This window comes from Pseudonocardia cypriaca, assembly GCF_006717045.1.
In the GTDB taxonomy this organism is placed as follows: Bacteria; Actinomycetota; Actinomycetes; order Mycobacteriales; family Pseudonocardiaceae; genus Pseudonocardia; species Pseudonocardia cypriaca.
Map to the genome: position 1 here is coordinate 403,493 of NZ_VFPH01000003.1, position 26,626 is coordinate 430,118.

Sequence of the window (26,626 nt, forward strand, 5' to 3'; positions counted from 1 at the left end):
TGCTAGTGCGCGCCCGCACCGGGTTCTACAAGATGTAGTGGATGCACCCGGACCGCGACTCGCGTGCATCCGCAGCGCGACTCGCGGATGTGGGGAGCTCGGGTCAGGGGGCCGGGGCGGGCTCTGCCTGCAGGCGCTCGACGAGCGGCATCAGCTCCGGCACGCGGACCACCGTCAGGAACACCGCAGCCACCCGGTGCTGCCGGTCGAGCACCAGCGTGGACGGCACGGTGTTGCGCGGGTAGCCGCTGAGGCGGGCCAGTGCCCGACCGGGCGGATCGAAGATCGAGTCGAACGTGACGCCCCGGTCGCGGATGAAGTCGGCGGCCGCCTGACGCTCGTCCCGGACGTCGATGCCGAGCACCGCGGCGCCGGTCTGCTCCTGCACGAACTGCAGCCCCGGCATCTCCTCCCGGCACGGGCCGCACCACGAGCCCCAGATGTTGACGACCACGACCTTGCCGGCGTGGTCGTCGAGGCCGACGGTGGCGCCGTCGTGCAGGAGGCTGTCGCCCGAGATGCCGCCGACGGTGCCGCGGCTCTCCGGCGGGTCGTAGAGGATCGTCGTCTGCCCGCCCGGCGCGACGAACTGGAAGTCACCGCCGGTGGCGACCGCCTCCTTCGTGGAGGAGCAGCCTGCGAGGAACAACGCGGCGAGTGCGACCGCGAGGAGGCGGATCATGCGCCCGTTCGCCTCGGGTCGCTTGCCCCAGCGGGCTCGGTGTACTGCAGCTGCGTGAGCTCGGTGCCGGTGAACACGAGCGAGGTGAGCGACGCCAGCGCGCACTGCCTGCGCCGCGGGTCGTGCCATAGCCGCTGCCCGGAGACGAACCGCCGCAGCGTCCAGATCGGCAGCTGGTGCGACACGCACACCGCCTCGTGCCCCTCGGCGAGCGCCCGCGCCCGGTGGACGGCGGCGAGCATGCGGTGCGCGATCTGCAGGTACGGCTCCCCCCACGAGGGGGTGAACGGGTCGCGAAGCAGCGGCCAGTGGCGTGGGCTGCGCAGGGCGCCGCCCCCGACCGACACGGTCTTGCCCTCGAACCGGTTGTCGGCCTCCAGCAGCCCGTCCTCCGTCAGCACCTCGAGGCCGTGGAGCGCCGCGATCGGGGCGGCCGTCTCCTGCGCGCGCTCGAGCGGGGAGGCCAGCACGGTCGTCACGTCGGCGTCGGCGAGCGCCTTCGCGACGATCTCGGCCTGGTTGCGACCGTTCTCGGACAGGTGGAAGCCGGGCAGCCGGCCGTACAGGATCGCGGTGGGGTTGTGGACCTCGCCGTGGCGCAGCAGGTGGACGACCGTGCGCTCGCCGGTCATTGCGCGGCCTCGGTGGGTGGGGTCGCCGTGGCCGCGGCCTTCGCCGCAGCCGGGAGCGCGTCGGCGATGACCTGCCAGGTGTCGTCGTCGAGCGCAGCGGAGACGAACCACGCCTCGAACGCGCTCGGCGGCGCGTACACGCCGCGGTCGAGCAGCGCGTGGAAGAAGCCGGGGAACCGCCAGGTGGCGGCGGCCTGGGCGCCCGCGTAGTCGTGCACCTCGTCGTCGGTGAAGAACACCGAGACCAGGTTGCCCGCGAACTGGACCCGGTGCGGTACGCCCTCGGCCTTCAGCGCGTCGCCGATCAGGCCGCCCAACCGCGCCGAATTCGCGTCGAGCGCCGCGTAGACCTCCGCGTCGGCCAGGCGCAGGGTCGCGAGACCGGCGGCGACGGCGACGGGGTTCCCGGAGAGCGTGCCGGCCTGGTAGACGGGGCCCGCCGGGGCGAGGTAGCTCATGTACGCCGCGGGGCCGCCGAACGCCGCGGCGGGCAGGCCGCCGGACATGACCTTGCCGAACGTGTAGAGGTCGCCCGCGACGCCGTCCAGGCCGAACCACCCGGAGGCGGACACGCGGAACCCGGTCATCACCTCGTCGACCACCAGCAGCGCACCGGCCTCGTGGCAGATGTCGCGCAGCCCCGCGTTGAAGCCGGGGCGCGGGGCGATCGCGCCCATGTTGCCCGCGGCGGCCTCGGTGATGACGCACGCGATCTCGGCGCCGCGCTCGGCGAAGACCGCCCGCACCGCGTCGAGGTCGTTGTACGGGAGCACGATCGTGTCGGCGGCCTGCGCGCCGGTGACGCCGGGGCTGGTGGGCAGGCCGAGCGTGGCCACCCCGGAGCCGGCCTGGGCGAGGAGCGCGTCGACGTGCCCGTGGTAGCAGCCCGCGAACTTGACGATGCCGCGGCGGCCGGTGATCCCGCGCGCCAGCCGGATCGCGCTCATCGTGGCCTCGGTGCCGGAGTTGACCAGCCGCACCTGCTCCACCGGTTCGACCCGGCCGATGATCTCCTCGGCCAGCTCCACCTCGGCGGGCGTCGGCGCCCCGAACGACAGACCCTGCCCGGCGGCCGAGCGCACCGCGTCGACCACAGCGGGGTGCGCGTGCCCGAGGATCATCGGACCCCACGAGCTGACGAGGTCGACGTAGCGGTTGCCGTCGGCGTCGGTGAGCCACGGGCCCGACGCGGACACGATGAACCGCGGTGTGCCGCCGACCGCGGAGAACGCCCGGACCGGGGAGTTCACCCCGCCGGGGATCGCGGCGGACGCCCTTTCGAACAGGCGGCGCGAGGCCTCGGTGCGAGCGGCGGCCTCCGGGCCGGACGGGATCGGCGAGCTAGCCACGAACGCCAGTCTCACATCCGAGCCCCGGGCGGTGTGGCCCGGGACCTGCTGTCTAGTGCGCGCTCCGGAACCAGCGGCTCGGCTCCGGCAGGAACGTGATGATCGTGCCGCCGACCGAAGCAACCACGACGAGCAGGATGAACACCATGCTGCCCGCGTCGCCTCCGGCCCCGCCGAACATGCCGAGCAACATCAGCAGGGTGAACCCGCCCGTCATGATCGTCAGGACGATGCGCGCCCAGTTGCGCCCCATGAACGTCAGCACGGCGAACAGGACGTAGAGCAGCGCCACCACCAGGATGACGGCCGCACCCCCGCGCAGGGCCGAGACGGCCATCTCCGGGGTGAGCCCGGCCTGCGCCAGCTGCTCCTCGTACCCGGGTGGGATCGTGTCGGCGTTCAGCGGTGCGGCGACCAGCAGCACCCCGGCCGCGAGGAACGGGAGCGCGCTGAGGATCAGCAGCACCAGCGACAGGACCATGAGCCCCGGCCGCGAGACCCGGGCGCCGTCGTCCGGACCGAGGCCTGCTGCGTCGCCGCCGAACGGGGTGCCGGCGTACTGGCCGGGCTGGCCGTACGGGTTGTACGCCTGCGGCTGGCCGTACTGACCGGGCTGCCCGCCGTACTGGCCGTACTGGCCCGGCTGCCCGTACTGCGGCTGCTGCTGGGGGTACGGGTTGTACGGAGGCGCCTGGCCGTACCCGGGCGGTGGCTGCTGCCCGTACTGACCGGGCTGGCCGTACTGCCCCGGCGGCCCGTAGGGCTGCTGCCCGTACTGGCCCGGCTGGGGGTACGGCTGCTGGCCGTACTGCTCCTGCTGGCCCGGTGAACCGGCCTGCCCCGACCCCTCGCTCGGCGCAGCGGCGCCCGGCTGGTCATCGGGCCGGTGTGCCCCGCTGTGCGGGTCGGAGGGTGTGCTCACGGCGTCACCGTAGGTCTGCCGGTCCGCGACTGTCCACGGGAGCTACACGTCCTTGCGCTTGTGGATGTCCTCGGACATCCGCACCACCGCGTAGAAGAACTCGAGCGTGACCCGGAAGAGGATCAGGTAGAACAACACGGCGATGCCGCCGCCGATCAGGACGACCAGGCCCAGACCGACGCCCTGGCTGAACCCGGAGATCAAGGCTCCGATGTAGAACAGCCCGAGCAGGACCATCCCGACGATGTAGAGGATCTTCGTCACGGCCGGGGTGGCGAAGGTGTTGAACTCGAAGTCGAAGAGCGCCGCGAACGGGCTGTTCGCCTGCCCCTGCGGGCCACCGACTGGCGGCCCGGGCGGCGGGCCGAACGAGCCCGGCTGCCCCGGCTGCCCCGGCTGCGGGTAGCCGCCCCACGCCGGCGGAGGTTGTTGTTGCTGCTGCCCGAAACCGCCCGGGTAGGCCGGCGGCTGCTGCCCGCCCTGCCAACCCTGCTGGCCGGGCTGGTACTCGCCGGGAGCACCAGGGTCGTTGCTCATCGCAGTTCCTCCACCTGATCAAGGGCCGTGATCTTAACCCGCGCATCGGTACCGAACCGGTGGCCCCGAGGAACACCCGGTTGCGAACCGGTCACAGGCGCGTCGCGACCTCCGTGGCCCAGTACGTCAGAACGATGTCGGCACCCGCCCGGCGGATACCGGTGAGCGTCTCCAGCACAGCGCGATCGCGTTCGATCCAGCCGTTGGCAGCGGCCGCCTCGATCATCGCGTACTCGCCGGAGACCTGGTACGCGGCCACCGGGACGTCGGCCGTCTCGGCCACGGCGCGCAGGACGTCGAGGTAGGCCATGGCCGGCTTGACCATGACGAGGTCGGCGCCCTCCTCCAGGTCGAGGGCGAGCTCGCGCAGCGCCTCGCGGACGTTGGCGCCGTCCTGCTGGTAGGTCTTGCGGTCGCCGGTGAGCTGCGACTCGACGGCCTGCCGGAACGGCCCGTAGAACGCGGACGTGTACTTCGCCGTGTAGGCGAGGATGCCGACGTCGGTGTGCCCGGCGGCGTCGAGCGCCTCTCGGATCACGCCCACCTGGCCGTCCATCATCCCGCTGGGCCCGAGCAGGTGGGCGCCCGCCTCGGCCTGCGCCACCGCCATGTCGGCGTAGACGGCGAGGGTGGCGTCGTTGTCGACCCGGCCGTCCGCGTCGAGCACGCCGCAGTGGCCGTGGTCGGTGAACTCGTCGAGGCAGGTGTCGGCCATCACGACCGTCGCGTCGCCCACCTCCGAGCGCACGTCGCGCAGCGCGACGTTCAGCACGCCGTCCGGGTCGACGCCCGCCGAGCCGGTGGCGTCGTGGGCGGCGGGCACGCCGAACAGCATCAGCCCGCCGACCCCCGCCTGGACCGCCTCGACAGCGGCCTTGCGCAGCGAGTCGCGCGTGTGCTGCACGACGCCGGGCATCGACGGGATCGGCACCGGCTCCGCGGCGCCCTCCTTGACGAACATCGGCAGCACCAGGTGCCGGGGCCGCAGGTCCGTCTCGGCGACGAGCCGGCGCATGGCCGGGGTGGTGCGCAACCGCCGGGGCCGGTGGGTCGGGAACGCCATGCGGCCCAGCCTACGACCGGACCCGTGAGTGGATACGAGTGCCACAGGACTCGTATCCACTCACGGGTGGGAGCGGTCAGCGGCGGCGGGCCTTCACCTTCCGCGGCGGCGGGAGGGCACCCTCGGCGCGCAGCTTCGCGGCGTGGGCAGCCAGGGCGTCGACCAGCGCGGGCACGCGCGCCTCGGTCGGCTGCACGTCGACCCGCAGGCCGAACTCGCGGGCCGTCTCGGCCGTCTGCGGGCCGATGCAGGCCACGATCGTGCGGGCGTGCGGCTTGCCGGCGATGCCGACGAGGTTGCGCACCGTGGACGACGAGGTGAAGCACACCGCGTCGAACCCGCCGGTCTTGATGGCCTCGCGGATCGGAGCGGGCGGCGGCGCGGCGCGCACCGTGCGGTACGCGGTGACGTCGTCGATCTCCCAGCCGCGCTCGCGCAGGCCTGCTGCGAGGGTCTCGGTGGCGATGTCGGCGCGCGGGAGCAGCACGCGGTCGACCGGGTCGAGCACGTCGTCGTAGGGCGGGAAGATGCCGAGCAGGCCCTCGGACGAGGAGTCCTGACCCTCGTCGATGGACGGCACGAGCTCCGGGTTGATGCCGAAGGCGCGCACCTTCTCGGCGGTTGCCGCGCCGACACAGGCGATCTTGACGCCCGAGAACGCGCGTGCGTCGAGGCCGAACTCGGCGAACTTCTCCCACACGGCGCGGACCGCGTTGGTGGAGGTGAACACCACCCACTGGTAGCGCCCGTCGACGAGGCCCTTCACCGCACGCTCCATCTGCGTGGGCGAGCGCGGCGGCTCGACGGCGATGGTGGGCACCTCCTCGGCGGAGGCGCCGTGCACGGCGAGCCGCTCGCTCATGGCGCCCGCCTGGTCCTTCGTGCGCGGCACGAGCACGCGCCAGCCGTACAGCGCCCGCGACTCCCACCACGACAGCTCGGCGCGCAGCCCCACCTCGGCGCCGACGGTGACCACGAGCGGGCCGTCCAGGTCGGAGGCCTCGGCGGCCATCGTCGCGAGGGTGCTCTGCACCGTCTTCTGCGTGGTGTGCGTGCCGTTGGCGGTGACCGCGACGGGCGTCTGCGCGGGGACGCCGTGCTCGGTGAGCGACGACGCGACCTCCGGCAGGTGCGACGCGGTGGCGTGCAGCACGAACGTGCCGGGCGCCGCCGCGAGCCGCGGCCAGTCGACGCCGGCCCGCACGTCGAACTCCAGGTGCGCCGAGCCCAGCGGCACCCCGGCGTAGGCCGGGACCGCGGTGCCCGCGGGCACGCCCGGGACGACGTCGAACGGCACGGCCGCCGCGGCGACCGCGATGGCCTCCTGCACGACCGAGTCGACGGTGAACGGGTCGCCGCTGACGAGGCGGGTGACGCTGCGACCGGACTGCACCTCGGTGATGAGGTCCTTCGCGACGTCGTTGGGCTGCCCGACGGCGGGGCGTACCTCCGCGCCGTCGGCGACGAGCGCCAGTACCTGGTCCGGGACGTCGGAGTCCGTGATGACGAGCGGCGCGCTCGCGAGGGCCTCCCGTGCGCGGACGGTCAGCAGGCCGGGGTCGCCGGGGCCACTGCCCACGAAAGCGACCCGTCCCGGGTTGGGCGAAGGTGTCATCTCGGAACTCCCGATCCAGCGTTTCTCGGAAGGGCGTCCAGGCCCCCCATGTCGAGCAGCTCCGCGGCCAGGGCCGCGCCGAGCTTCTCGGCGTCGTCCATGTCTCCGGTGACGGATGCGCGCAGCAGCGCACCGTCGATCGTGCCGACGACCGCCCGTAGTGAGAGGCGGTCGACTACCTTCCCGTCGTCGTCCAGGTCGGAGACGACGTCGGCCAGCGCCCCGACGGGCGCGCTGCAGCCCGCCTCGAGGGTGGCCAGTACTGCGCGCTCGGCGGCGACCGCGGCCCGGGTGGGCTCGTCGTCGAGGGCCGCGGCGAGGGCCTTGCCCAGCTCGAGGTCCTGCGCCCGGCACTCCACCGCCAGCGCGCCCTGTGCGGGCGCCGGCAGCATCTGCAGCGGGTCGAGCAGCTCTGTGGCCTCGCCGAGCCGGCCCAGCCGGGACAACCCGGCGGCCGCGACGACCACGCCGTCGAGCTCGCCCGACTGCACCTTGCCGACCCGGGTGTCGACGTTGCCGCGGATCGCGACCACCTCTAGTCCGAGGCCGAGCGCGTCGAGCTGCGCGATGCGCCGCGCAGCGCCGGTGCCGATCCGCGCGCCGGGCGGGAGCTCACCGAGCACCATGCCGTCGCGCGCCACCAGTGCGTCGCGGGGGTCCTCCCGCGCGGGCACGGCCGCGAGCAGCAGCCGCGCGTCGGGAGCGGTCGGCAGGTCCTTGTAGGAGTGCACGGCGACGTCGACCTCGCCGCGCGCCAGCGCGTCCCGCAGGGCCGACACGAACACGCCGACGCCCAGCTCGGCGACCGGCGCCGACGAGCGGTCGCCGGACGTGCTGATCTCCACCAGCTCGCACTCGTGACCCGCCGCGCGCAGCCGGTCTGCGGTGATCCCGGCCTGAGCCATGGCGAGCGCGCTCGGCCGGGTGCCGATACGCAACCTCATGCGTCCTGCCCCTCGTGGGTGTCGGTGCGGGCCTCCAGCGCGGCGAGCACGTCGCCGCTGCGTTGGATGGCCACGGCGTTCGGGGTCTGCGGGTCGAGCTCGAACAGCGCCCGCAGCGCGGCGGCGTAGCTGTCGCCGTCCGGACCCTCGGCCAGCCGCTTCACCTGCACGGTGGGGGTGTGCAGGAGCTTGTCGACGACGCGGCGGACGCTGCGGCCGAACTCCTCGCGCACCTTGGGCTCGAGGTCGGGCAGCCGCGAGTCGAGCCGCAGCAGCTCGGCGTCGATCACATCGGAGGCGCGCCTGCGCAGCGCGGTGACGGTGGGCGTGACCTCGGCCGAGCGCTGCGCGGCGAGGTAGGCCTGCGCCTCGTCCGCCACCAGCTGCTGGGCAGCGGCGACGGCGACGCCGCGCTCCCCCGATGCCAGCCTGCGCTGCAGGGCGGCCAGGTCGACCACGGTGACACCCGGCAGCTCGGCCACGCGGGCGTCGACGTCGCGGGGAAGGCCGAGGTCGACGACCACGAGCGGTCGTCCGGCCCGCTCGGCGACCGCCCCGGCCACCGTGTCGAGCTCGACGACGGTGCCGACGGCACCGGTGCTGGCCACCATCAGGTCTGCGGCGGCCAGCTCGGTGGCCAGCGCGTCCAGGGTGGCTGGGCGGGCGGGGGTGCCCTGCGCACGCGTGTTCTCGGCGAGCCGCTCGGCCCGCTCGGCCGACCGGTTCAGCACGACGATCTCCGCGACGCCTGCCCGCCGCAGGTGGGCGGCCGCGAGCGCGCCCATCGCGCCCGCCCCGACGACGACGGCCCGCCGACCCGCGAGCCCGTCCAGCTCGGCGGCGGCGTCGGTGAGCGCCTCGGAGACGACGGATGCGCCTGCGGTGTCGATCCCGGTGCGCGCGTGCACCAGCTTGCCGACGCGCAGCGCCTGCTGCGCGAGCTCGTGGAGGGTGCGCCCGACCGTGCCCGCCTCGTCGGCCGTGGCGTACGCGCTGCGCAGCTGCCCGAGGATCTGGGCCTCGCCGACCACCATCGAGTCGAGGCCGGCGGCCACCGCGAACAGGTGCTGCACGGCCGAGCCCGCGTAGTGCACGAAGACGTGCTCGGTGAGCTCGGTGAGCGTCATCCCGGCGTGCCGCGCGAGCACGGCGGAGACGTCGGCGAGGCCGCCGTGGAAGGCGTCGACGACCGCGATGACCTCGATGCGGTTGCACGTGGAGAGCAGCACGGCCTCCGACACGTGCTGCCCGCGCAGCAGCTCCTCGAGGAGCTTCGGGACCTCGGTGGCCCCGACGGCGGCGCGTTCGAGCACCTGCACGGGTGCGCTGCGGTGCGAGAGGCCCACGACGAGCACGGTCATGACAGCACCTTCCCCGCCCCGTTGACGGGGTGCCCGTTGACCGCGGTGGCCTGCCCCACCGCCGCGACGTGCTTGCGCGCCACGTGGAACGCGAGGATCTGCAGCTCCACGGCGAGGTCGACCTTGCGCACCTCGACCTCTTCCGGCACCTGCAGCACGACGGGGGCGAAGTTGAGGATGCAGCGCACGCCCGCCTCGACGAAGAGGTCGCACACGCTCTGCGCGCCCTGGGCGGGGGTGGCGATCATCCCGATGGTGACGCCGCGCTGGGCGCAGACCTCCGGGATGGCCCGGACGTGCTCGACGAGGATGCCGTTGATGTGGATGCCGACGAGGTCGGGGTCGACGTCGAACAGCGCGGTGACCGGGAAGCCGCGTCCGCCGAAGCCGCCGTAGCCGGCGAGGGCGTGGCCGAGGTTGCCGATGCCGACGAGCGCGACGGCCTGCCGGTGGTTGAGCCCGAGGGTGCGCTCCAGCTGGTGGACGAGCGCCGAGACCTCGTACCCGACGCCGCGGATGCCGTACGACCCGATGTAGGACAGGTCCTTGCGCAGCTTCGCCGGGTTGACACCGGTGGCCGCGGCGAGCTCGTCGCTGGACACCGTGTCGGCGCCCTCCTCCGCGAGCTCGCCGAGCTTGCGGAGGTAGACGGCGAGCCGGGCGACGCTGGCCTCGGGGATCGACCGCAGCCGGGCGGGCGGATCCTCGGAGCCGGCATGCGGCGGCTTCGTCACGCTCACGTCTCCTCGATGATGCTGTGCCCGGTTGGGCAGGCGGTGGCAGTGCACCGCCTCGCCAGATGGATTCGAGCCGAATACCCCGGGTCCGGGTGTTGACGGCGACTGCATTACACGGTAGTCGCTTGTGAAGGCACGCACAAAGTTGCGATCTTGAACCGCGACGTGCTCGCGCGGCCCGCACATCGCGCTCGACCGATGGTCGCCCCACGACTGCCGCTCGTCGCGTCGGTGGATCGGGAGCCCGGCCGGGGCAGCTGCCGCCATGTGCACCATGGCCGAGAGCTCGGAGATCTCGGTCACGCCGTTTCGACCGCAGCGGGATGCGAGGTCACCGGCCGTGCGGCGGGGCTCGATACACCGTCCCGCCGCGACGGCGTCGCAGGCCGGCCGGTGATCGTGAGCGCGGTCCGGTGATCGATCGACGATCGGCCGTTCCGGACCGTCGAGCGGCCGAGAGCCCCCGGTGGGGGCACTAGAAGACGGAGAACGACACGCCGGGCCACCCGGTGGCCCCGTCCGGGACGGGGTCGGCGGTCGCCTCGGTCTGCGTCACGCCGTCGGCCGCGGTGGCCCGGCTCCGCACGGAGTGGCCACCGGGCGCGAGGTCGAACTCCGCTCGCCACATCCGCCAGGTGTCGCCGCTCACGTCGGTGGCCAGCTCGGCGTCCCGCCACGGCCCGCCGTCCATGCTCACCTCGACCCGGCCGATCCCGGTCGGCTGCGACCACGCGATGCCGGCCACCGTGACCCGGCCCGCCGGCACCTCCGCGAAGCCGCGGGGGCTGTCGATGCGCGACTGGGTCTTGATCGGCGCCTCCTGCGCCCACCCCCGCTTCAGCCAGTAGCCGGCCTTCGCGTCGAACGTCGTGAGTTCGATGTCGGTGACCCACTTGGTCGCCGACACGTACCCGTACAGGCCGGGGACGACCATGCGCACCGGGAACCCGTGCTCGAGCGGCAGCGCCTCGCCGTTCATGCCGACGGCGAGCATCGCGCCCCGGTCCGGCTCCATCAGCACGTCGACCGGGGTGCCGGTGTACCAGCCGTCCACGCTCGTGGAGAAGGCCTGGTCCGCGCCCGGCCGCACACCCACCTCCAGGAGGAGGTCGCGCAGGTCGACGCCCGTGAACGTCGCGGTGGAGATCAGGTCACCGCCCACCGGGTTGGACACGCAGGCGAGGGTGACCGCGCGTTCCACGAGCGGCCGGAAGAGCAGGTCGTCGAAGGTCAGCGTCCATTCCGCGTCGACCATCCCGTGGATGCGCAGCGACCACTCCCGCGGGTCCAGCACGGGCACCCGCAGCGCCGTGTCGATGCGGTAGAAGTCGGCGTTCGGCGTCAGGAAGGTGGGGGTGCCCAGCTCCGGGTACGCGGCCGACGCCGGGATCGCGGGGGCGCGCTCGGTGAGCCGGGCCGCGGCGATCCGCGCCGTCACCGGTCCGCGCAGGTCGCCGGCGCCGCGCCCGAACCACGCACCCGCGGCGCCTCCCGCGAGCGACGCCACGCCCACGGCAGTCGCCGACCGCACCAGGAGCGCGCGACGGGTGAGGCCGCCGGCCCCGTCGGGACGGTCCGCCGCGGCCACCCCGAGCCCGTGCAGCCACCGGACCACCACGACGCCCACCACCAGCGAGGCCGTCGGCGCGACCATGTCGAGCGGCGAGAAGGCGGGCTCGAACATCACCGCGCCCAGCCCGAGCACGCCCAGCACGACCACCACCACGACCGCGGGCCCGGGATGCCGGCGCGACGCGACACCCGCGAGCGCCGCCACGACGACGATCACCACGGCCATCCCGGCCAGCAGCACAGCCTTGTCGGCCGTGCCGAAGGCGGCCTTCGCGAACTCCGTCAGCCAGTGCGGCGACAGGCGCACCACCGCGTCGCCGACGGCCAGGTACGGCGACGACGCAGGCGCGACGAGACCCGCCACGAGCTGCCCGGCCGCAACGGCCGCCGCGACCGCCAGCACCCCGACGAGCGCGGCCCACCCCCGTCCGATCCGGTGTGCGGCCGGCTCCCCGGCCCGGTGCGGTACCTCGGTGGTGCTCACAGGACAAGTCTCGCCCCGGTCGAGCTCGACGGAGGTGACGAAATGAGGACGCCTCCGCTCGGGCTCCCGAGGTTCAGGCCAGTGCCGCGCGGAGCCGGCCCTCCTCGACCCGCCAGAAGCCGTGCTCGCGCCCGTCGACCTCGATCACGGGCACGCGGTCGCCGTACTCGGCGCGCAGCTCGGGATCGGCGTCGATGTCGACGGTGGTCCAGCCCGCACCGACGTCGGCGCAGATCCGCGCGACCTCGGCCTCCGCCTTCTCGCACAGGCCGCAGTCGGACCGGGTGTAGACGGTGACCCGGGGCGCGGTCACGACCGCCCCGCCAGCTGCCGGCGCGCCACCTTGCCGGTGGGGGTGCGCGGGAGCGCGTCGGTGAACTCGATCACCGAGGGCACCTTGAACCTGGCCAGCCGCTCCGTGCAGTGGGCACGCACGTCGTCCTTCGTCAGCTCCGCGCCCTCGGCCCGCACCAGCACGGCCTTGACCGCCTCGCCGGTGTTCTCGTCGGGGACGCCGACCACGGCGGCCTCGGCCACCGCGGACAGCTCCGCGAGCACGTTCTCCACCTCGCGCGGGTACACGTTGAAGCCGTTGACGATCACCAGGTCCGACGAGCGGTCGACGAGGTGCAGATCGCCGTCGTGGTCCAGGAAACCGACGTCGGCGGTGCGGAACCAGCCGTCCGCGTCCGGGCCGCCCTCTCCGTCGGGCCAGTAGCCGGAGAAGAGGTTGGGCCCGCGCACGGCCACCAGCCCGGTGTCGTGCGCCGGGTCGGAGATGTCCTCGTCGATGTCCTCCGGGTCCGGTTCGTGCTGGACCTCGATCGGGCGACCCTCGCGGTCGACCAGCCGCAGCTCGACCCCGGGCAGGGGACGGCCGACCGACCCGGGCTTCGGCGGACCGCCGATCTCGTTCATCGTGAGCACGGGGCCTGCCTCGGTGAGGCCGTAGCCCTCGTAGATCGGCAGCCCGGTGACCGTGCGGAACTCGTCGAGCCACTGCGCGGGCAGCGGCGCACCACCGGAGGTGCACAGCCGCACGCCCGCGGTGGCGGCGCGCAGCTCCTCGGGCGGGAGCTCGAGCAGCGCCCGGAACATTGAGGGCACGCCTGCCATCCCGCTCACCCGCTCCCGCACGAGCACGTCGGCGACGTGGGCCGGGTCGAAGCGCTCGGTGAGCACGGTGGTGGCGCCCGCCCAGCAGGCCTGCAGGAGCCCCGCGGCGAGGCCGAAGACGTGGAAGAGGGGGATGGACAGCAGCACCCGGTCCACCGGCAGCACGGGCGCGGGCCGCAGCGCCGCTGTCTGCTCGCGGTTGGCGAGCACGGCGCGGTGCGTGAGCTGGACCCCGCGGGGGCTCCCCGTCGTGCCGGACGTGTAGATCAGCAGCGCGAGGTCCTCGCCGCCGCCGACCGCATCCACGGCCGGCGTCGCCGGGTCGGGACGAAGATCGGGTGGTGGGAGCAGAGCGGCCCCGCGCGGGGGGCCGCAGCGATGCGCGGCGTCGTCACCCTCCGCAGCCACGACGACAGCCGGCCGGCAGTCGTCGAGCACGATCTCGAGCTCGCGCGCGACCGCGACCGGCCCGAACGGGACGGACACGGCGCCCGCCCGTAGCGCACCGAGCACCGACACGCAGAACGCGGCACTGTTGCCGAGCCGCACGAGCACGCGCTCGCCCGCCCCGGCGCCGGCCTCCCGCAGCCGGCCGGCCTCCGCGTTCACCGCCGCGTCGAACTTCGCCCACGTCAGCGTGACGCCGCTGGTCACGTCGACGACCGCAGGCAGGTCGGGCGTGCTGCGCGCCGCCCGCGCGACCAGCTCCGCCAGGTGGTGCGGGGTCCCGTCCTGCGGGCTGCCGGTAGGGCTGTCCACGGTTCTCCCAAGGGTCGGCGCTGCGCCGGATGGCCTCGACCGCGAGTCTGGCACGAACCGGGTGGCCCGGCGGCGGTGCACTTCGACGGTCGGCGCTCCTGCACGCCGGCTTCACGCCGACGACACGCGGGAAACGATGACGCTGACCGCGCGTAGTCGCCCGCTCACCGGAACACGGGCGCGGCGAACGGTGGTGCGTGTTTCGCCACACCTGCCCGCCCGTATGCTCCGCCGCTACAGCCAACTCAACGGCCGACCCACGAGATCGTCGCGAAGCTCACCCGAGGGAGTGGCATGCAGTCTGTCGCCGCCGGCGCACCGCGGGCCGACCCGACGGACGCCTGTGCGTTGCGCAGACGCTCTGCACGGCGTCCCGACCATCGGCCTACCGACCGATCCGGACCCAGGGCCTGCCGGGAGCCATGACCCGTCCCGCGCGACAGCCTCGGCTGCTCCCCACCGAGACCACCCGCCCCCGGGCGGGTGAAGAGGTACAGATGCCCCCGACCACAGCTCCCCGCGTAGGTCCCGCCGGTCCACCGCCCCAAGCGGGCGTGACGCGTCCTCCGCTCCCGCTCCCCCGACGGCACAGCCCTGGCGAGTCCACGGCCGCCGCGGACGACCCGGCGCCCCGCCCGCACGACGCGGACCCGGCGCCCCACGAGGAGACCGGCGGCGCCTGGGCCCTCGTGAAGGCGGCGCAGGAGGGCGACATGGTCGCCTTCGGCGATCTGTTCGACCGCTACTACGACGTCGTCTTCCGCTACGTGCTCTTCCGCACCGGCGACCGCACCCTGGCCGAGGACCTCACCCAGGAGACGTTCGTCCGCGCCCTGCGCCGCATCTCGTCGGTCAGCTACCAGGGCCGCGACATCGGTGCGTGGTTCGTCACCATCGCCCGGAACCTGATCTTCGACCACGTGAAGTCCAGCCGGTACCGGCTGGAGCAGACCACGAGCGAGATCGTCGAGCTCTCGCCGAGCACGGGTGGCCCCGAGCAGCAGGTGCTGGACGGCGCCACCAACGACGAGCTGCTCCGCTGTGTCCGGAAACTGAACCCCGACCAGCAGGAATGCATCCAGCTCCGCTTCCTGCAGGGCCTGTCCGTGGCCGAAACGGCCGAGATCATGGACCGCAACGAGGGTGCCGTCAAGGCCCTGCAACATCGAGCGGTCCGACGGCTCGCCCAGCTGCTCCCGGAGGGTCTCCGATGATCCGCAGCGATATCGCATCCACCGCCCGCCGTGTTACAGGTGCGGCGAATGAACGACTCAATGCGGTGAACGGTCTTGATGCCGTAACCCCTCGCCGACCCGCTCGTTGTAGGGCTGAAGGCCGCGCCGCGCACGCTCGCGGCACGGGTACTGACAGCGCAGGGATGCAGTGAGGACGGCCAACATGCCCGCCGGACAGGGCAAGGACGCAGAGGAGCGGTTCGCCGCCGCCGTGGAGTCGAGGTCACCCCTCGCCGCCGCGGACGACGCCGATCTCGCCCGGGAACTCGAGATCGTGGCCATGCTGCGGTCACGGGGTGCGGCTTTCGCGCCGGACGCCGACACGAAGGCCCGGGCCAAGCAACGCCTCATGGCAGTGCTCGCCGCCGAGCAGGGCGGCCCGCGGCAGGCCCCCCGGGCCGTACCGGCACAGGCCGAGGCCGAGCTCACCGCGCCGCTCGGCCGGCTGGCCGAGCGCACGGACGTGGACCCCGCAGCCGAGACGGCGCTGATCGAGCCGATCCGCGCGGACCTCGCGCCCGACTCCGAGACGGACGACGCGGGCACGCTGGCCGAGCCGATCCCGCTCCACGGCGGCAAGCGGGCCGGCCGCGGAGCCCGCCACAGCCTCGGCGGCCGCTCGAGGCGTCCGGTCCTCGCCGGGCTGCGCGGCCGGGTGGTGTTCGTCGGTGCGGCGGCTGCCGCCGCGCTGCTCGCGATCGCCAGCGGCGGGGTCCTCGCCAGCAGCAACGCGCTGCCGGGCGACACCCTCTACCCGGTCAAGCGGGTCGCCGAGTCTGCAGGCCTCGCCCTCACCTTCGACGAGGCCGACCGGGCGCGCCGGCACCTGGAGATCGCCGCGACCCGGCTCTCCGAGGTGGAGCAGCTCGCCCACGACTCGCAGGCGGCGCCCGCGCCCGAGGTGTTCACCGAGGCGATGGACGACTTCGACAGCGCCACCAACGAGGGCTCCCAGCTGCTGCTCTCCACCGCCGCGACCGACAACGGGGGCACGGCGGCCGAGGACCTGCACAAGTGGGCCACCGAGCAGTCGAACCGGCTCGCCGAGCTCGAGCCGGAGCTGCCGCCGTCGGCTGATGCCGGCACGTCGAAGCAGCTGCTCCAGCGGCTGCTCGGCCAGACCGGCGGGCTCGAGACCGACAGCGACGCCTCCCGTCGCACCGCCGACGAGAGCGATGGCGGGTCGGGCTCCGAGGACGCCACGGAGGACCCCACCACCACGAAGGACAAGAAGGACTCGTCGGACGCGAACGAGACCGACGAGCCGTCGCGCAGCTCGGAGAAGAGCACCGAGCGCGAGAACCCGCGGCTTCTTCCCGACCTCTCCCCGAACACGAACCGGGACGAGGACGAGAAGTCGACCGGTTCCGCGAGCGAGGACGAGGACAGCGGGTCGACGTCCGAGTCGGACTCGGATGAAGGCGGCGACGGCAACGTGTCGGTGCCGCTGCCGCTGCTGCCCCCCGTCACGCTTCCGCCGCTGCTTCCGGGCATGCCCGGGATCACCATCGGCTGAGCCGCATCGTCGTGAAGGCCGTCGCGGGACACGTTCCGCGGCGGCCTTCACGTCGTACGGGACGCCCGGATCGCCCATCGAGCGCCGGGAGCGGACCGGCCTCGTCCATTCGCCCGACAACAGTAGGCTGAGGTCTCGTGACCCACGGAGGCCCGTAGGTGGCTGAACAAGAACCTCGCGAACCGCTGTCCCCCACCGGCTCCGGGGAGTTGAGCGGCGCCACCGAGACACCGGGGGTGGTCGCTTCCGCCACTTCCACCGACCCTGCGGTCCGCGCCGGAGAGGCCGCCGCCGCGGCGGCCGTGGCGGCGGGCGACAGCGGCCCGGCCGACGTCCCGCTCACCGACCTCACCGCCGCCGCGTTCTTCGACGTCGACAACACGATGATGGTCGGCGCCTCGATCTTCCACTTCGCCCGCGGGCTCGCGGCGCGGAAGTTCTTCACCACGGCCGACCTCGTCGGCTTCGCGTGGCAGCAGTTCAAGTTCCGCATCGGTGGCCGGGAAACCACGTACTCCACCACCACCGGCCGCGACACAGCGCTCTCCTTCGTCGCGGGCCGGCCGGTCGCGGAGATCACCGCGCTCGGTGAGGAGATCTACGACGAGCTGATGGCCGACCGGATCTGGGCGGGCACCCGGGCGCTCGCCCAGATGCACCTGGACGCCGGCCAGCGCGTCTGGCTCGTCACCGCCACCCCCGTGGAGCTGGCCCTCATCATCGCCCGCAGGCTGGGGCTCACCGGGGCGCTGGGCACCGTGGCCGAGAGCGTCGACGGGCTCTACACCGGCCGGCTTGTCGGCGAGATCCTGCACGGGCCCGCGAAGGCCCACGCCGTCCGGGCCCTCGCCGTCACCGAGGGGCTGGACCTGCGCCGGTGCACGGCCTACTCCGACTCCGTCAACGACGTCCCGATGCTCTCGGCCGTCGGCACCGCGGTGGCCGTCAACCCCGACTCGGAGCTGCGCGACATCGCGAAGGAGCGGGGCTGGCAGGTCCGCGACTTCCGCACCGGCCGCAAGGCGGCCAAGATCGGCATGCACTCGGTGCTCGGCGCAGGCGCGATCGCCGGCGTCGTCGCAGCGGGCCTGGCCGCCCGCCGCCGCTGACCGGGCGGGTGCTCAGCCGAAGAAGGCGCTCCTGCGCTGGCTGAGCAGCCGGTAGAGGGTGTGCTGGATCGTCTCGCGCACCTGGTCGGTCAGGTTGAACACCGTCATCGGGTCGTCCGCGTCGGCCCGGTCGATCTCGTCGGTGCGGATCGGCTCGCCGAACTCGATGTACCACTTCGACGGCAGCGGCACGAGCCCGAGCGGCCCGAACAGCGGGAACAGCGGCGTGATCGGGAAGTACGGTGCCCCGAGGAGGCGGGCGAGCGGCTTGATGTCGCCGATCTTCGGATAGATCTCCTCCGCGCCGACGATCGCGCACGGGATGATCGGCACCCCGGTGCGCAACGCGGCCGCCACGAACCCGCCGCGGCCGAACCGCTGCAGCTTGTACCGGTCGCGGAACGGCTTGCCGATGCCCTTGAAGCCCTCCGGCCACACGCCGACGAGCTCGCCGGACGACATCAGCCGCTCCGCATCCGGCATGCACGCCAGCGTGCTGCCCTGCTTGCGGGCCAGCGCGCCGACCACGGGCAGCTGGAACATCAGATCGGCCCCGAGCATGCGCAGGTGCCGCTGCGCGGGATGGTCGTCGTGCAGGGCCACCATCGCCATCAGGGAGTCGAGTGGGAGCGTGCCCGAGTGGTTCGCGACGACCAGCGCGCCGCCGACGTCGGGCACGTTGTCCATGCCGATCGTCTCCACCCTGAACCAGCTGCGGTACAGCGGCCGGAGCGCGGGCAGGATGACGTTCTCGGTGAGGTCGGCGTCGAAGCCGAACTCGTCGACGGCGTAGTCGCCCTCCATCCGCCTGCGCAGGAAGGCCAGCACGTCCGCCAGCGCCTCCTCCCACGGGCCCGGCACGCCGTCCTCCGGCTCGGTGCCCGGCGGCACCTCGTCGGCGTCACTCCACGCCGTCCGGCGGTCCTCGACGCGCAGCGGGATCACCCGGGCTTCGGTCGTGCCGGCTCGCTCCTCGTCGGCCCGGGGGTCGGCGGGCCTGTGCACGGCGCGGCGGCGGGGCGTCATCGCAGCATCCTCATCACTGGTTTCCTCGTAGCGGCTCGGTCATCGCTGCGCGGGCTCGGTCGTCGCTGCGCGGGCGGGGTCATCGCGGGTCGTCAACGGAGGGCGCGCGCGGCGGCGAGCACGCCCCGTTCCACCTCGGCGAACCGCTCCGGATCCACCACGGGGCGAAGTCCGCGGCCGCGAACGTAGTCGTCGAAGGCCTGCACGGTGGTCCAGCGCGGCGTGAAGCCGAACTGGCGCCGCAGGCGCCTGTTGTCCACCACGCGGCCGAAGTTGAGCAGGCGCATCTGCTCCGGTGAGAAGTCGACGAGCCGGGCGCTGCGGAACAGCCTGCTCACCGGGCCGACCATCGGGCTGGGCACGGGGATCGGCACCCGGCCGGCCCGGCGGATGGCCTGCGAGAGCAGCAGCACGCCGTCGGCGGCGACGTTGAAGACGCCCGGGATGTCCTCGCTCGCCGCGCGTTCGAGCACCGCGAGCCCGTCCTCCTCGTGCAGCAGCTGCACGCGCGCGTCGTAGCCGAGCACGATCGGCACGGCCGGGAGCGCGAAGTACCGGGTGAACACCGTGTCGATGCGGGGGCCGATGAAGTTCGAGAACCGCAGCGTGGTGACCGACACGTCGGGGCGCCTGCGGGCGAACCCGCGCAGGTAGCCCTCGATCTCGACCGCGTCCTTGGCGTACCCGCCGGACGGCAGGTCCTTCGGCGTCATCGTCTCGTCGAACAGCGCGGGGTCGCGCGGGCTGGACCCGTACACGGCGGTGGTGGACTTGAGCACCATGCGCCGCACCGACGGGGCCTTCTGGCACGCCGCGAGCAGCTGCATCGTGCCGATGACGTTCATCTCCTTCATCGCCACCCGGCCACCCGACGAGCCGGGGTTGGCGGAGAGCGATGCGTGGACGACGGTGTCGACGGACGCGGTGGAGATGACCTTCGAGATCAGCGGGTTGCGGATGTCGGCGCGGACGAACTCCGCGCGCCCCATCCGCCGGAGCAGATCGCGCGGTGGCGGCACGGTGTCCACCCCGAGCACCCGGTCGATGTCCGGATTCTGCGCGAGTCGAGCGGCGAGATGACCACCGAGGAACCGACTGACCCCGGTGACGAGCACGACGGATGGCGGCACGGCCCTACCCCAGGAACGCAAACGGATGCGGCGAGTGACCGATGGTAGACCGCCCGCGGCGGTAGCGCGGCCACGACTTGGCGGGAGTGAGCGGACGCACCGCAGGTAAACGCAATCCCGGGCGCGGCGTCACACCGCGCCCGGGAGGCGGAAACGAGGGTGTTACTTGCCGAGCTTGCGCCGCTGCACGCGGGTCCTGCGGAGGAGCTTGCGGTGCTTCTTCTTCGACATCCGCTTGCGGCGCTTCTTGATGACGGAGCCCATACGTGGCGGCCCTTCCTGTCGGGACGCGGCCCGGGACTGGGCCACTGGTCGTGCGGTGGAGGTGCGGCCGGCCGGACGCAGCGCGAGCGCGTGCACGGCCGGGCGATGACCGGGGGCCTACTCTACCGGGGGTTCTCGGGCCGGGAGCGCCCCCGGGGTCATGGCCCCGCTCTCACCCCGCGTCGAAGTAGGCGCTGCGCAGGTACTCCTCCACCGCGTTCTTCGGTACGCGGAACGAGCGTCCGACGCGCGCGGCGGGCAGCTCCCCGCCGTGCACGAGCCGGTACACCGTCATCTTCGACACCCGCATCATGGCCGCGACCTCGGCGACCGTCAGGAACTGCACCTGCGACAGGTGTATCTCCGAAGGCTCGGACGGCATCCGATCACCGCTTTCATGGTCGCACCGGCCGCCCGGTCTCCCGTGACCGGGACGGCGCCGGTGTTCCGAATGAGCTTAGCGGTGCTGATGTGGCGTCACCGAGGGGAGTGCTGCGCAGGAGGGTGGCCGAGCGCGGCGCGTCCGGGTGATTCTGCTGGCCCCTTCGGGGCAGGCGGTCGGCGAGCAGGGGGCCGGCCCTCCGGCGCCGGTCCGCATCGAGACCGCCTCTGCTCAGCGCTCTCCTCTTCCGAGCTCCACGGACCGATCGCGGGCGGCTTCGATCGCCGCGATCAGGGCCGCCCGGACGCCGTGCCGCTCGAGCTCCCGGATGGCCGCGATGGTCGTGCCGGCGGGCGAGGTGACGGCCTCGCGCAGGATCACCGGGTGGTCCGTGGACTCGCGCAGCATCCGGGCCGCACCGAACGCCGACTGCACGATGAGGTCGGCCGCGACGGCGCGCGGCAGGCCGAGCAGTATCCCCGCGTCGATCATCGCCTCGACGAGGAAGAAGAAGTAGGCGGGCCCGGAACCGGACAGCGCCGTCACGGCGTCCTGCTGCGACTCGGGCACCCGCACCACCCGCCCGACCGAGGCGAGCATCTTCTCCACGGCCGTGAGCTGCTCGTCCGTGGCGTGGGTGCCGGGTGAGATGGCGCTCATCGCCTCCCCCACGAGCATCGGGGTGTTCGGCATCACCCGGACGACCGGGGTGCCGGCCGGGAGGGCGCCCTCGAACAGCGCGGTCGGTAGCCCCGCGCAGAGCGTCACCACGAGGGTGCCGGGACGCAGCACCGGCGCGAGCTCGGTGAGGACCGGCGTGATGTCCTGCGGCTTGACCGCGACCACCACCATGTCCGAGCGCTGGGCCGCGGTCGCGACGTCGACCGCCTCGACCCCGAGCCGGGAGGTCAGCTCGGCGGCCCGTTCCGGGTGCCGCTCGGTGAACACGAGCTCGTCGGCGGACCGGCCGCCGGCGAGCAGCCCCGCCAGCAGCGCCTCACCGATCTTCCCCGCCCCGAGCACAGCGATCCGTGTCATGGCCGGAAACGGTAGTCGCTGCGCGCTCCTAGCTCGTCAGGGGAGACAGGGCCAGCTGACGGGCCTGGCACACCAGCCGGCCCGCCGCGTCGACGACCGTGACGTCCTCGTCGAACCAGCTGCCTGTCACGGCGGTCGTCCGCGCCTCGATCCGCAGCCAGCCCGGCACCGGACGTTCCCGCAGCAGCGCCGTGAGCTGCACGGTGGGGGCCCAGCCGACACCACCGCCGAGGTTGAACACCGTCGGCGCCAGTATGTCGCCGGCGAGCAGCGCGAACAGGACGTCGGTCGGCTCGCCCCGCGGCCGGGCCCAGCCGCGCAGCAGCGGTGGGCCCTGCTCACCCCGGGCGAAGGCGAACGTCGGGGTGTCGTAGCGCAGCTCGCAGGCGCTCGCGACACCGAGCGCCACGCCCGACTCACGCGGATCCATCGCGTCCGGGGTCGGCTCGGCGGGCATCCCGGACAGGTCGCTCCACCGCACGCCGTCGTCGGGCAGCCGGCCCGCGGTGACGGTCGCGGCGAGCATCAGCCGGCCGTCCTGGCGCATCCGGACCGCCACGACCGACGCGGTGCGCCCGAGCTTGAGCAGCTCGGTGTGCAGCTCCACCGGTCCCGGGTCGGGCGCACGGAGGTAGTCGGCGGAGACCACGAGCGGATCCGGGGCCGTGCCCGGCGCCTCCGCGTCGACGCGGGCCAGCCCGGCCTTGGCCAGCAGCACCATCAGCAGGCCCCCGTGCGCCTTCGTGCCGACGGTGAAGCGGGTGCCCAGCTCGGCGGCGAAGCGGTCGTCGCCGAGCGCTGTGAGTCCGATCGCGTCCCGGAACGGCCGGTCGGCGTCGGTGATCGCGGCGGGTGGCTGCACGGAACAGTGCGTATCACTGCTGCACGCCGACGCGCGCGTCGATGTGATCGGCGTCTACTGCGCGGGGACCGGAGCCGGGCGGGCCGTCGGCTGCAGGTGCAGGCGGGCGAACAGCAGCGACTCGGCGAGCAGCGCCGCGCGTTCCGGGCGGGTGCGGCAGCGCCGCGTGCTGACCTCGATGACGACCACACCGTCGAACCCGGAGGCGGCGAGGCGCTCGCAGACCTCCGCGCACGGCTGGCCGCCGCGTCCCGGCACGAGGTGCTCGTCGCGTGGGGCGCCGCTGCCGTCGGCGAGGTGGACGTGCGTGAGGCCCGATCCCATCCGGTCGAGCAGCGCGAGCGCGTCGACGGCGGCGGCCGCGGTGTGCGAGAGGTCGAGCGTGTAGTGGGCGTAGCCGACCTCTGTGGGGTCGAACCCCGGGCTGTAGGGCACGGTGCGCACCCCGGACCGCGTGATCGGGAACATGTTCTCCACGGCGAGCGCCACCCCGGCGTGCTCGCCCGCCCGCGCGACCTCGTCGGAGAACTGCGCGACGTACCGGCGCTGCCAGCGGAACGGTGGGTGCAGCACGACGGTGCGGCAGCCGAGGGTGGTCGCGGCCGCCACGGAGCGCCTGATCCGGCCGATCGGGTCGGCGCTCCACACCCGCTGCGTGACGGCCAGGCAGGGCGCGTGGACGGCCAGCACGGGCACCCCGGTGCGCTCGGCGAGCCGGGCGACCTCGGCGACGTCCTGGCTGACCGGGTCGGTCCACACCATCAGCTCGACGCCGTCGTACCCCAGCTCCGCCGCGAGCTCGAACGCCACCCGGGCCGACTCGGGGTAGACCGAGGCGGTGGAGAGCACCACCGGCGGTGCCGGTGGCAACCCGAGCGGCGTCGAGGTCATTTCCCGACCAGGACGAGTATGGCCGGGGAGACGGTGAGGAGCAGGCCGACGAGCACGGCGAACAACGTGGTGCGCAGGTCGCTGCTGCGCAGCAGCGCCCGGACGACCACGACGAGGCCGACGGTGACGAGCACCGCCGCTGCCATCGCGACCACCGGGAGGTCGCGCCACAGGAAGCGGAACCCGACCCACAACGCGGCGCCACCGATGGCACCCGCGATCCACTGCGCGATCACGGCGGCCCACGCCGGACCCCCGGCAGCCGCCTGCTCCTTCTCCTGCGTCTGGGCGGACCGGCGCCGGGCCGGCGCCTCGTCCTCATCCGCGTCGTCGCCCGCGAAGAAGCCGGTGGGCTCCTCGCCCACGCCATTGCGGTCGAGCCCCGCCGGGTAGTCGGCCCGGTAGTAGTCGTCCTCGTCGTCATCGTCGTCGAACGGGACCGGCGGCGCGGCCTGGGTGGGCGGGCCGCCGTCGTCGTCGCGGCGCCTGCCGTCGGTGCGGTTGCGGTGCCACGCCTCCGCACCCGCGGGCGGCGCACCGACCATCGTGGCCGGGCCGTCGTCCGGATCCAGCTCGTCGTCCGGCGCCGGCGGCATGCGCCTGCCCTGGGTGCGGTTGCGGTGCCACGCCTCGGCGCCGGCCGGTGGCGCACCGACCATCGTGGACGGGCCCGCGTCGTCGTCGAGATCGTCCGGCTCCGGGTCGGGTCGCCTTCGCGGCTGCTGGATACGGCTGGTGGCCGCCGGATCGGCGGGCCTGCGCACCTGCGGCATCTGCTCCGTGGGCTGCTGCTCCTCGACCGCCCGGACAGGGGCGACCTCGGGCTCCGGGGCGTCCCACGACCGCGGCGCGCGGGAACGGGGATCCCGGCCACGGGGATCACGGGGTTCGCGGCCGTCGATCTCCGGCTCGGCGGCGCGTGGCTCCCACGGGGGTGCCTCGCGCTCACGCGAGCGGCGCGGCGGCTCGTCCCGGGTGTCCCACGCCGGGGCGGCCTCCCGGGCCTCCCACGCCGGCGCCTCCCGCTCCTCGGGCACGCGGCGCGCACGTCGCGGTGGCGCTTCCGGGGGCTCCGGGTCGGCGTAGCGGGGCTCGCGCACCGGCGCCGCGTCCCACTGGTCCTGCGCCGGGCGCGCGTCCCAGTTCGGTGCCTCTCGACGGCCGCCGTCCCACCGGTCCTGGCCTTCCCACTGCCCGCCGTCCCAACGTTCGGACGCCCAGTCGTCGGAACCCGGCTCGTCGGCGCCCCACGGGTCGGCAGGCCGTTGGGCGGTGGGCCGCTGCTCCGGCGCCCGCCGCTCCGGGGCCCTCGGCTCGGGCGCCCGCTCGTCGGCCGCCCAGTCGGCGTCGCCACCGGCTCGGCGCCTGCCGCCGGGCTCCCGCGATACGGGCGGGGGCGGCGGGGGTGGGGGCGGGGGCTCCGGTACGGCCCGGCGCGGCTCCCGGGGCGGCGCTGACTGCCAGTCCGCCGGGTCGGCCGCGGGGGCGGCGTAGCCGTCCTCCTCCGGTTCGTCGGCATCCCGGCGGCGCCGCCGCCGACCGCCGGACACCGAGCCGTCGCCGTGCGCGGCGAGCAGCTCGGCGACTGTGCGCTGGCGTGGGTGGTCGGTCTCGGAGCTCATCCAGTACACCGTGCCTCGTACGTCGTCAAGCGTCCAAGCCGTTCGGGCGCGTCCTGCGCCGAACGGTCGATCTGGGCCGTCCCATCGAGCGTGTCGAGCCTCCTGAGGATCACCCCTTCGCGCAACGCCCACGGGCAGATCTCGAGCTGCTGAACCCGCAGGGCCCGCATCGCGGCCTCTGCTACGAGCGCGCCCGCGGCGAGTTGGTGGGCCCGGCTCGCGCTGACCCCTTCCAGCTCGGCCAGGTCGTCGGACGACATGCGGGTGATGAACGCGGCCAGCTGCCGGAGCCCGACGTCGGTGAGCGTGCGCCGCACGCGCAGCCCGGCACCGGACGGTGCCGCACCCGTGAGGCGGGCGAGGGAGCGGAACGTCTTCGAGGTGCCCACGACGAGGTCCGGCGAGCTCGCCCGCCGGAACTCCTTGGCCACCGGGGCCAGCTGCGCGTCGAGGTGCTCGCGCAGCGCGTCGATCTCCTCGCGACCCGGCGGGTCGGTGCGGAAGAACTCGCGGGTGAGCCGTGCCGCTCCGAGCGGCAGCGACGCCGCGACGGCCGGCTGCTCGTCGATGCCGGCGGCCAGCTCGAGGGAGCCGCCGCCGATGTCGAGGACGAGCAGCTGCCCGGCCGACCAGCCGAACCAGCGCCGCACCGCCAGGAACGTGTAGCGCGCCTCGTCCTCGCCGGGGAGCACCTCCAGCCCGACGCCGGTCTGCTTCCGCACGCGCTCCAGCACCGCTGCCGAGTTGGTGGCATCGCGCAACGCCGACGTGGCGAACGCGATCAGGTCGTCGCACCCGGCGGACGCCGCGGCCGCACCCCCTCGTTCGACGGCCCGGACGAGCGCGTCGGACCCGGCAACCGTGAGCGCGCCGGTGGCGTCGAGGTGCTCGGCGAGGCGCAGCCCGGTCTTGTCCGACGTCATCGGCGTGGGGTGGGCACCCCGATGCGCGTCCACCACGAGGAGGTGGACGGTGTTGGAACCGACGTCGAGCACACCGAGGCGCACGGACCCAGGCTACTGCGCGGACGTGACGCTCCCGTGACCAAGCCGGTTGTGACTCCCGTCGAAGGGGCTCCGACCTGCATCGATACGGAAGTTGTCCACATCCTCACATGGTTGTCCACAGGGTCTGGTGGTCCCGGCCGAGCGGACGGGCGATCCGGACGAATCGCGGGCACTCTGGAGGCATGCGCTTCCACCTCCGCAAGACGTTGCGGCTCGGCCCGGTCCGCGTCCACCTCACCGAGCGCGGGTTCAGCTCATGGGGACTGCAGCTCGGACGGTGGAGCTGGAACGCACGCAGCCGGCGGCACACCATCGACACCCCCGGCCCCGGCCACCTGCGCTCCCGCGGCCGGCGTCGCTGGTGACGCCATGAGCCGCCCGCGCACGTCGGGTACGGCGACGCGCCCGGTCGACGGGTCGCGTGGCTGCACACCGCTCGCGCCGGCGGGCACGAGGTGCGTCACCGCCATCGGCACGGGCTCCGACGGGTCCTGATGGCGCGGAGGGACCTTCGGCCGCGGAACGGCGACATGATCGCGATCTTCGGCTGTAGCCCGTCCAGCAGTGGTCGCGGCATGATCCGGAGCATCGGTTCTTGATGGCTGTGCCGACAGCCATGGACAACCGATACGCGCGATCTTGGTGTTCATGATCCGGTGTATCGGGCGTCCACGGTCGTAGGGACAGCCATGGGCAACCGCCAGTTCGGATCATGGTCATCCGGGCGCGGCCGTGCCGACCCGGCCCCGGCCCATTCCCGCACGGTCAGGC

At 73.7% G+C, this 26,626-nt stretch carries 26 protein-coding genes; 4 read left to right on the forward strand and 22 right to left on the reverse strand.

Annotated elements, in window-relative coordinates:
• Positions 1 to 103 precede the first annotated feature (103 nt).
• From FB388_RS33935 to FB388_RS33995, 13 genes are all read right to left on the reverse strand, one after another.
• Positions 104 to 682, reverse strand: a complete 579-nt coding sequence (locus FB388_RS33935) for a TlpA family protein disulfide reductase (protein ID WP_142106773.1) — start codon at positions 680 to 682, stop codon at positions 104 to 106.
• On the reverse strand, positions 679 to 1,314 hold the full coding sequence (locus tag FB388_RS33940; protein ID WP_142106774.1) for a histidine phosphatase family protein: 636 nt from the start codon (positions 1,312 to 1,314) through the stop codon (positions 679 to 681). Before FB388_RS33940 ends, FB388_RS33935 begins: the two co-directional genes overlap by 4 nt.
• Complete coding sequence (gene hemL, locus FB388_RS33945; RefSeq protein WP_142107697.1) at positions 1,311 to 2,648, reverse strand: glutamate-1-semialdehyde 2,1-aminomutase; 1,338 nt, start codon at positions 2,646 to 2,648, stop codon at positions 1,311 to 1,313. The genes FB388_RS33940 and hemL overlap by 4 nt, the downstream gene beginning before the upstream one ends.
• Before the next feature lie 67 nt (positions 2,649 to 2,715).
• Positions 2,716 to 3,585 carry a hypothetical protein gene (locus FB388_RS40090; RefSeq protein WP_211362417.1) on the reverse strand — a complete coding sequence of 290 codons (870 nt, stop codon included), beginning with the start codon at positions 3,583 to 3,585 and terminating at the stop codon, positions 2,716 to 2,718.
• Positions 3,586 to 3,627: 42 nt separating this feature from the next.
• The gene (locus FB388_RS33955; RefSeq protein ID WP_142106775.1) at positions 3,628 to 4,122 is read right to left on the reverse strand and encodes a DUF4282 domain-containing protein; all 495 of its coding nucleotides are present in this window, start codon (positions 4,120 to 4,122) and stop codon (positions 3,628 to 3,630) included.
• Positions 4,123 to 4,213: 91 nt separating this feature from the next.
• Positions 4,214 to 5,185, reverse strand: coding sequence for a porphobilinogen synthase (hemB, locus tag FB388_RS33960; protein ID WP_142106776.1), 972 nt, complete (start codon positions 5,183 to 5,185; stop codon positions 4,214 to 4,216).
• Positions 5,186 to 5,261: 76 nt separating this feature from the next.
• Positions 5,262 to 6,800 carry a bifunctional uroporphyrinogen-III C-methyltransferase/uroporphyrinogen-III synthase gene (locus FB388_RS33965; protein ID WP_142106777.1) on the reverse strand — a complete coding sequence of 513 codons (1,539 nt, stop codon included), beginning with the start codon at positions 6,798 to 6,800 and terminating at the stop codon, positions 5,262 to 5,264.
• Entirely contained in the window at positions 6,797 to 7,744 is a 948-nt protein-coding gene (gene hemC / locus FB388_RS33970; protein WP_142106778.1) for a hydroxymethylbilane synthase, read from the reverse strand. Before hemC ends, FB388_RS33965 begins: the two co-directional genes overlap by 4 nt.
• Positions 7,741 to 9,105: a glutamyl-tRNA reductase gene (locus FB388_RS33975; RefSeq protein WP_142106779.1), complete on the reverse strand. Its 1,365-nt coding sequence runs from the start codon at positions 9,103 to 9,105 to the stop codon at positions 7,741 to 7,743. Before FB388_RS33975 ends, hemC begins: the two co-directional genes overlap by 4 nt.
• Complete coding sequence (locus FB388_RS33980) at positions 9,102 to 9,839, reverse strand: redox-sensing transcriptional repressor Rex (RefSeq protein ID WP_246122675.1); 738 nt, start codon at positions 9,837 to 9,839, stop codon at positions 9,102 to 9,104. The genes FB388_RS33975 and FB388_RS33980 overlap by 4 nt, the downstream gene beginning before the upstream one ends.
• 478 nt (positions 9,840 to 10,317) lie before the next feature.
• Entirely contained in the window at positions 10,318 to 11,898 is a 1,581-nt protein-coding gene (locus FB388_RS33985; RefSeq protein ID WP_425468598.1) for a molybdopterin-dependent oxidoreductase, read from the reverse strand.
• Positions 11,899 to 11,971: 73 nt separating this feature from the next.
• Entirely contained in the window at positions 11,972 to 12,211 is a 240-nt protein-coding gene (locus tag FB388_RS33990) for a glutaredoxin family protein (RefSeq protein WP_142106781.1), read from the reverse strand.
• Positions 12,208 to 13,773: an AMP-binding protein gene (locus FB388_RS33995; protein ID WP_142106782.1), complete on the reverse strand. Its 1,566-nt coding sequence runs from the start codon at positions 13,771 to 13,773 to the stop codon at positions 12,208 to 12,210. The genes FB388_RS33990 and FB388_RS33995 overlap by 4 nt, the downstream gene beginning before the upstream one ends.
• Positions 13,774 to 14,270: 497 nt before the next feature.
• On the opposite strand from FB388_RS33995, the gene FB388_RS34000 reads away from it, so the two are divergent.
• The 3 genes from FB388_RS34000 to FB388_RS34010 all read left to right on the forward strand — a co-directional run bounded on the left by FB388_RS34000 (position 14,271) and on the right by FB388_RS34010 (position 17,633).
• On the forward strand, positions 14,271 to 14,987 hold the full coding sequence (locus tag FB388_RS34000; RefSeq protein WP_142106783.1) for a sigma-70 family RNA polymerase sigma factor: 717 nt from the start codon (positions 14,271 to 14,273) through the stop codon (positions 14,985 to 14,987).
• A 184-nt stretch (positions 14,988 to 15,171) separates the two neighbouring features.
• Entirely contained in the window at positions 15,172 to 16,524 is a 1,353-nt protein-coding gene (locus FB388_RS34005) for a DUF5667 domain-containing protein (RefSeq protein ID WP_142106784.1), read from the forward strand.
• Positions 16,525 to 16,760: 236 nt separating this feature from the next.
• Positions 16,761 to 17,633 carry an HAD family hydrolase gene (locus FB388_RS34010; protein ID WP_246122859.1) on the forward strand — a complete coding sequence of 291 codons (873 nt, stop codon included), beginning with the start codon at positions 16,761 to 16,763 and terminating at the stop codon, positions 17,631 to 17,633.
• A gap of 12 nt (positions 17,634 to 17,645) precedes the next feature.
• Here FB388_RS34010 and FB388_RS34015 read toward each other — a convergent pair whose 3' ends face one another.
• The 9 genes from FB388_RS34015 to FB388_RS34055 all read right to left on the reverse strand — a co-directional run bounded on the left by FB388_RS34015 (position 17,646) and on the right by FB388_RS34055 (position 25,855).
• Entirely contained in the window at positions 17,646 to 18,659 is a 1,014-nt protein-coding gene (locus FB388_RS34015) for a lysophospholipid acyltransferase family protein (protein WP_142106785.1), read from the reverse strand.
• Between the two features lie 92 nt (positions 18,660 to 18,751).
• Positions 18,752 to 19,789, reverse strand: a complete 1,038-nt coding sequence (locus FB388_RS34020; protein ID WP_142106786.1) for an NAD-dependent epimerase/dehydratase family protein — start codon at positions 19,787 to 19,789, stop codon at positions 18,752 to 18,754.
• 162 nt (positions 19,790 to 19,951) lie between these two features.
• Positions 19,952 to 20,053, reverse strand: a complete 102-nt coding sequence (locus tag FB388_RS34025) for a 30S ribosomal protein bS22 (protein ID WP_003402602.1) — start codon at positions 20,051 to 20,053, stop codon at positions 19,952 to 19,954.
• A gap of 172 nt (positions 20,054 to 20,225) precedes the next feature.
• Entirely contained in the window at positions 20,226 to 20,435 is a 210-nt protein-coding gene (locus FB388_RS34030; protein ID WP_142106787.1) for a helix-turn-helix domain-containing protein, read from the reverse strand.
• A 231-nt stretch (positions 20,436 to 20,666) separates the two neighbouring features.
• Entirely contained in the window at positions 20,667 to 21,473 is an 807-nt protein-coding gene (gene proC / locus FB388_RS34035; protein ID WP_142106788.1) for a pyrroline-5-carboxylate reductase, read from the reverse strand.
• A gap of 28 nt (positions 21,474 to 21,501) precedes the next feature.
• Positions 21,502 to 22,335, reverse strand: a complete 834-nt coding sequence (locus FB388_RS34040) for a thioesterase family protein (RefSeq protein ID WP_246122677.1) — start codon at positions 22,333 to 22,335, stop codon at positions 21,502 to 21,504.
• Positions 22,336 to 22,389: 54 nt separating this feature from the next.
• The gene (locus tag FB388_RS34045; RefSeq protein ID WP_142106789.1) at positions 22,390 to 23,226 is read right to left on the reverse strand and encodes a sugar phosphate isomerase/epimerase family protein; all 837 of its coding nucleotides are present in this window, start codon (positions 23,224 to 23,226) and stop codon (positions 22,390 to 22,392) included.
• On the reverse strand, positions 23,223 to 24,848 hold the full coding sequence (locus FB388_RS34050; RefSeq protein ID WP_142106790.1) for a hypothetical protein: 1,626 nt from the start codon (positions 24,846 to 24,848) through the stop codon (positions 23,223 to 23,225). Before FB388_RS34050 ends, FB388_RS34045 begins: the two co-directional genes overlap by 4 nt.
• Positions 24,845 to 25,855: a Ppx/GppA family phosphatase gene (locus FB388_RS34055; protein ID WP_142106791.1), complete on the reverse strand. Its 1,011-nt coding sequence runs from the start codon at positions 25,853 to 25,855 to the stop codon at positions 24,845 to 24,847. Before FB388_RS34055 ends, FB388_RS34050 begins: the two co-directional genes overlap by 4 nt.
• A 182-nt stretch (positions 25,856 to 26,037) precedes the next feature.
• On the opposite strand from FB388_RS34055, the gene FB388_RS34060 reads away from it, so the two are divergent.
• Positions 26,038 to 26,220, forward strand: coding sequence for a DUF4236 domain-containing protein (locus FB388_RS34060; RefSeq protein WP_142106792.1), 183 nt, complete (start codon positions 26,038 to 26,040; stop codon positions 26,218 to 26,220).
• Positions 26,221 to 26,626 lie beyond the last annotated feature (406 nt).

Coding starts and splice junctions, on each gene's coding strand:
- FB388_RS34000 (WP_142106783.1), top strand. CDS start 14,271: ATGCCCCCGACCACAGCTCCCCGCGTAGGTCCCGCCGGTCCACCGCCC.
- FB388_RS34025 (WP_003402602.1), bottom strand. CDS start 20,053: ATGGGCTCCGTCATCAAGAAGCGCCGCAAGCGGATGTCGAAGAAGAAG.
- FB388_RS33955 (WP_142106775.1), bottom strand. CDS start 4,122: ATGAGCAACGACCCTGGTGCTCCCGGCGAGTACCAGCCCGGCCAGCAG.
- hemB (WP_142106776.1), bottom strand. CDS start 5,185: ATGGCGTTCCCGACCCACCGGCCCCGGCGGTTGCGCACCACCCCGGCC.
- FB388_RS34005 (WP_142106784.1), top strand. CDS start 15,172: ATGCCCGCCGGACAGGGCAAGGACGCAGAGGAGCGGTTCGCCGCCGCC.
- FB388_RS34015 (WP_142106785.1), bottom strand. CDS start 18,659: ATGACGCCCCGCCGCCGCGCCGTGCACAGGCCCGCCGACCCCCGGGCC.
- hemC (WP_142106778.1), bottom strand. CDS start 7,744: ATGAGGTTGCGTATCGGCACCCGGCCGAGCGCGCTCGCCATGGCTCAG.
- FB388_RS34050 (WP_142106790.1), bottom strand. CDS start 24,848: ATGAGCTCCGAGACCGACCACCCACGCCAGCGCACAGTCGCCGAGCTG.
- FB388_RS34045 (WP_142106789.1), bottom strand. CDS start 23,226: ATGACCTCGACGCCGCTCGGGTTGCCACCGGCACCGCCGGTGGTGCTC.
- FB388_RS33965 (WP_142106777.1), bottom strand. CDS start 6,800: ATGACACCTTCGCCCAACCCGGGACGGGTCGCTTTCGTGGGCAGTGGC.
- FB388_RS34060 (WP_142106792.1), top strand. CDS start 26,038: ATGCGCTTCCACCTCCGCAAGACGTTGCGGCTCGGCCCGGTCCGCGTC.
- FB388_RS33935 (WP_142106773.1), bottom strand. CDS start 682: ATGATCCGCCTCCTCGCGGTCGCACTCGCCGCGTTGTTCCTCGCAGGC.
- FB388_RS34030 (WP_142106787.1), bottom strand. CDS start 20,435: ATGCCGTCCGAGCCTTCGGAGATACACCTGTCGCAGGTGCAGTTCCTG.
- proC (WP_142106788.1), bottom strand. CDS start 21,473: ATGACACGGATCGCTGTGCTCGGGGCGGGGAAGATCGGTGAGGCGCTG.
- FB388_RS33975 (WP_142106779.1), bottom strand. CDS start 9,105: ATGACCGTGCTCGTCGTGGGCCTCTCGCACCGCAGCGCACCCGTGCAG.
- FB388_RS33940 (WP_142106774.1), bottom strand. CDS start 1,314: ATGACCGGCGAGCGCACGGTCGTCCACCTGCTGCGCCACGGCGAGGTC.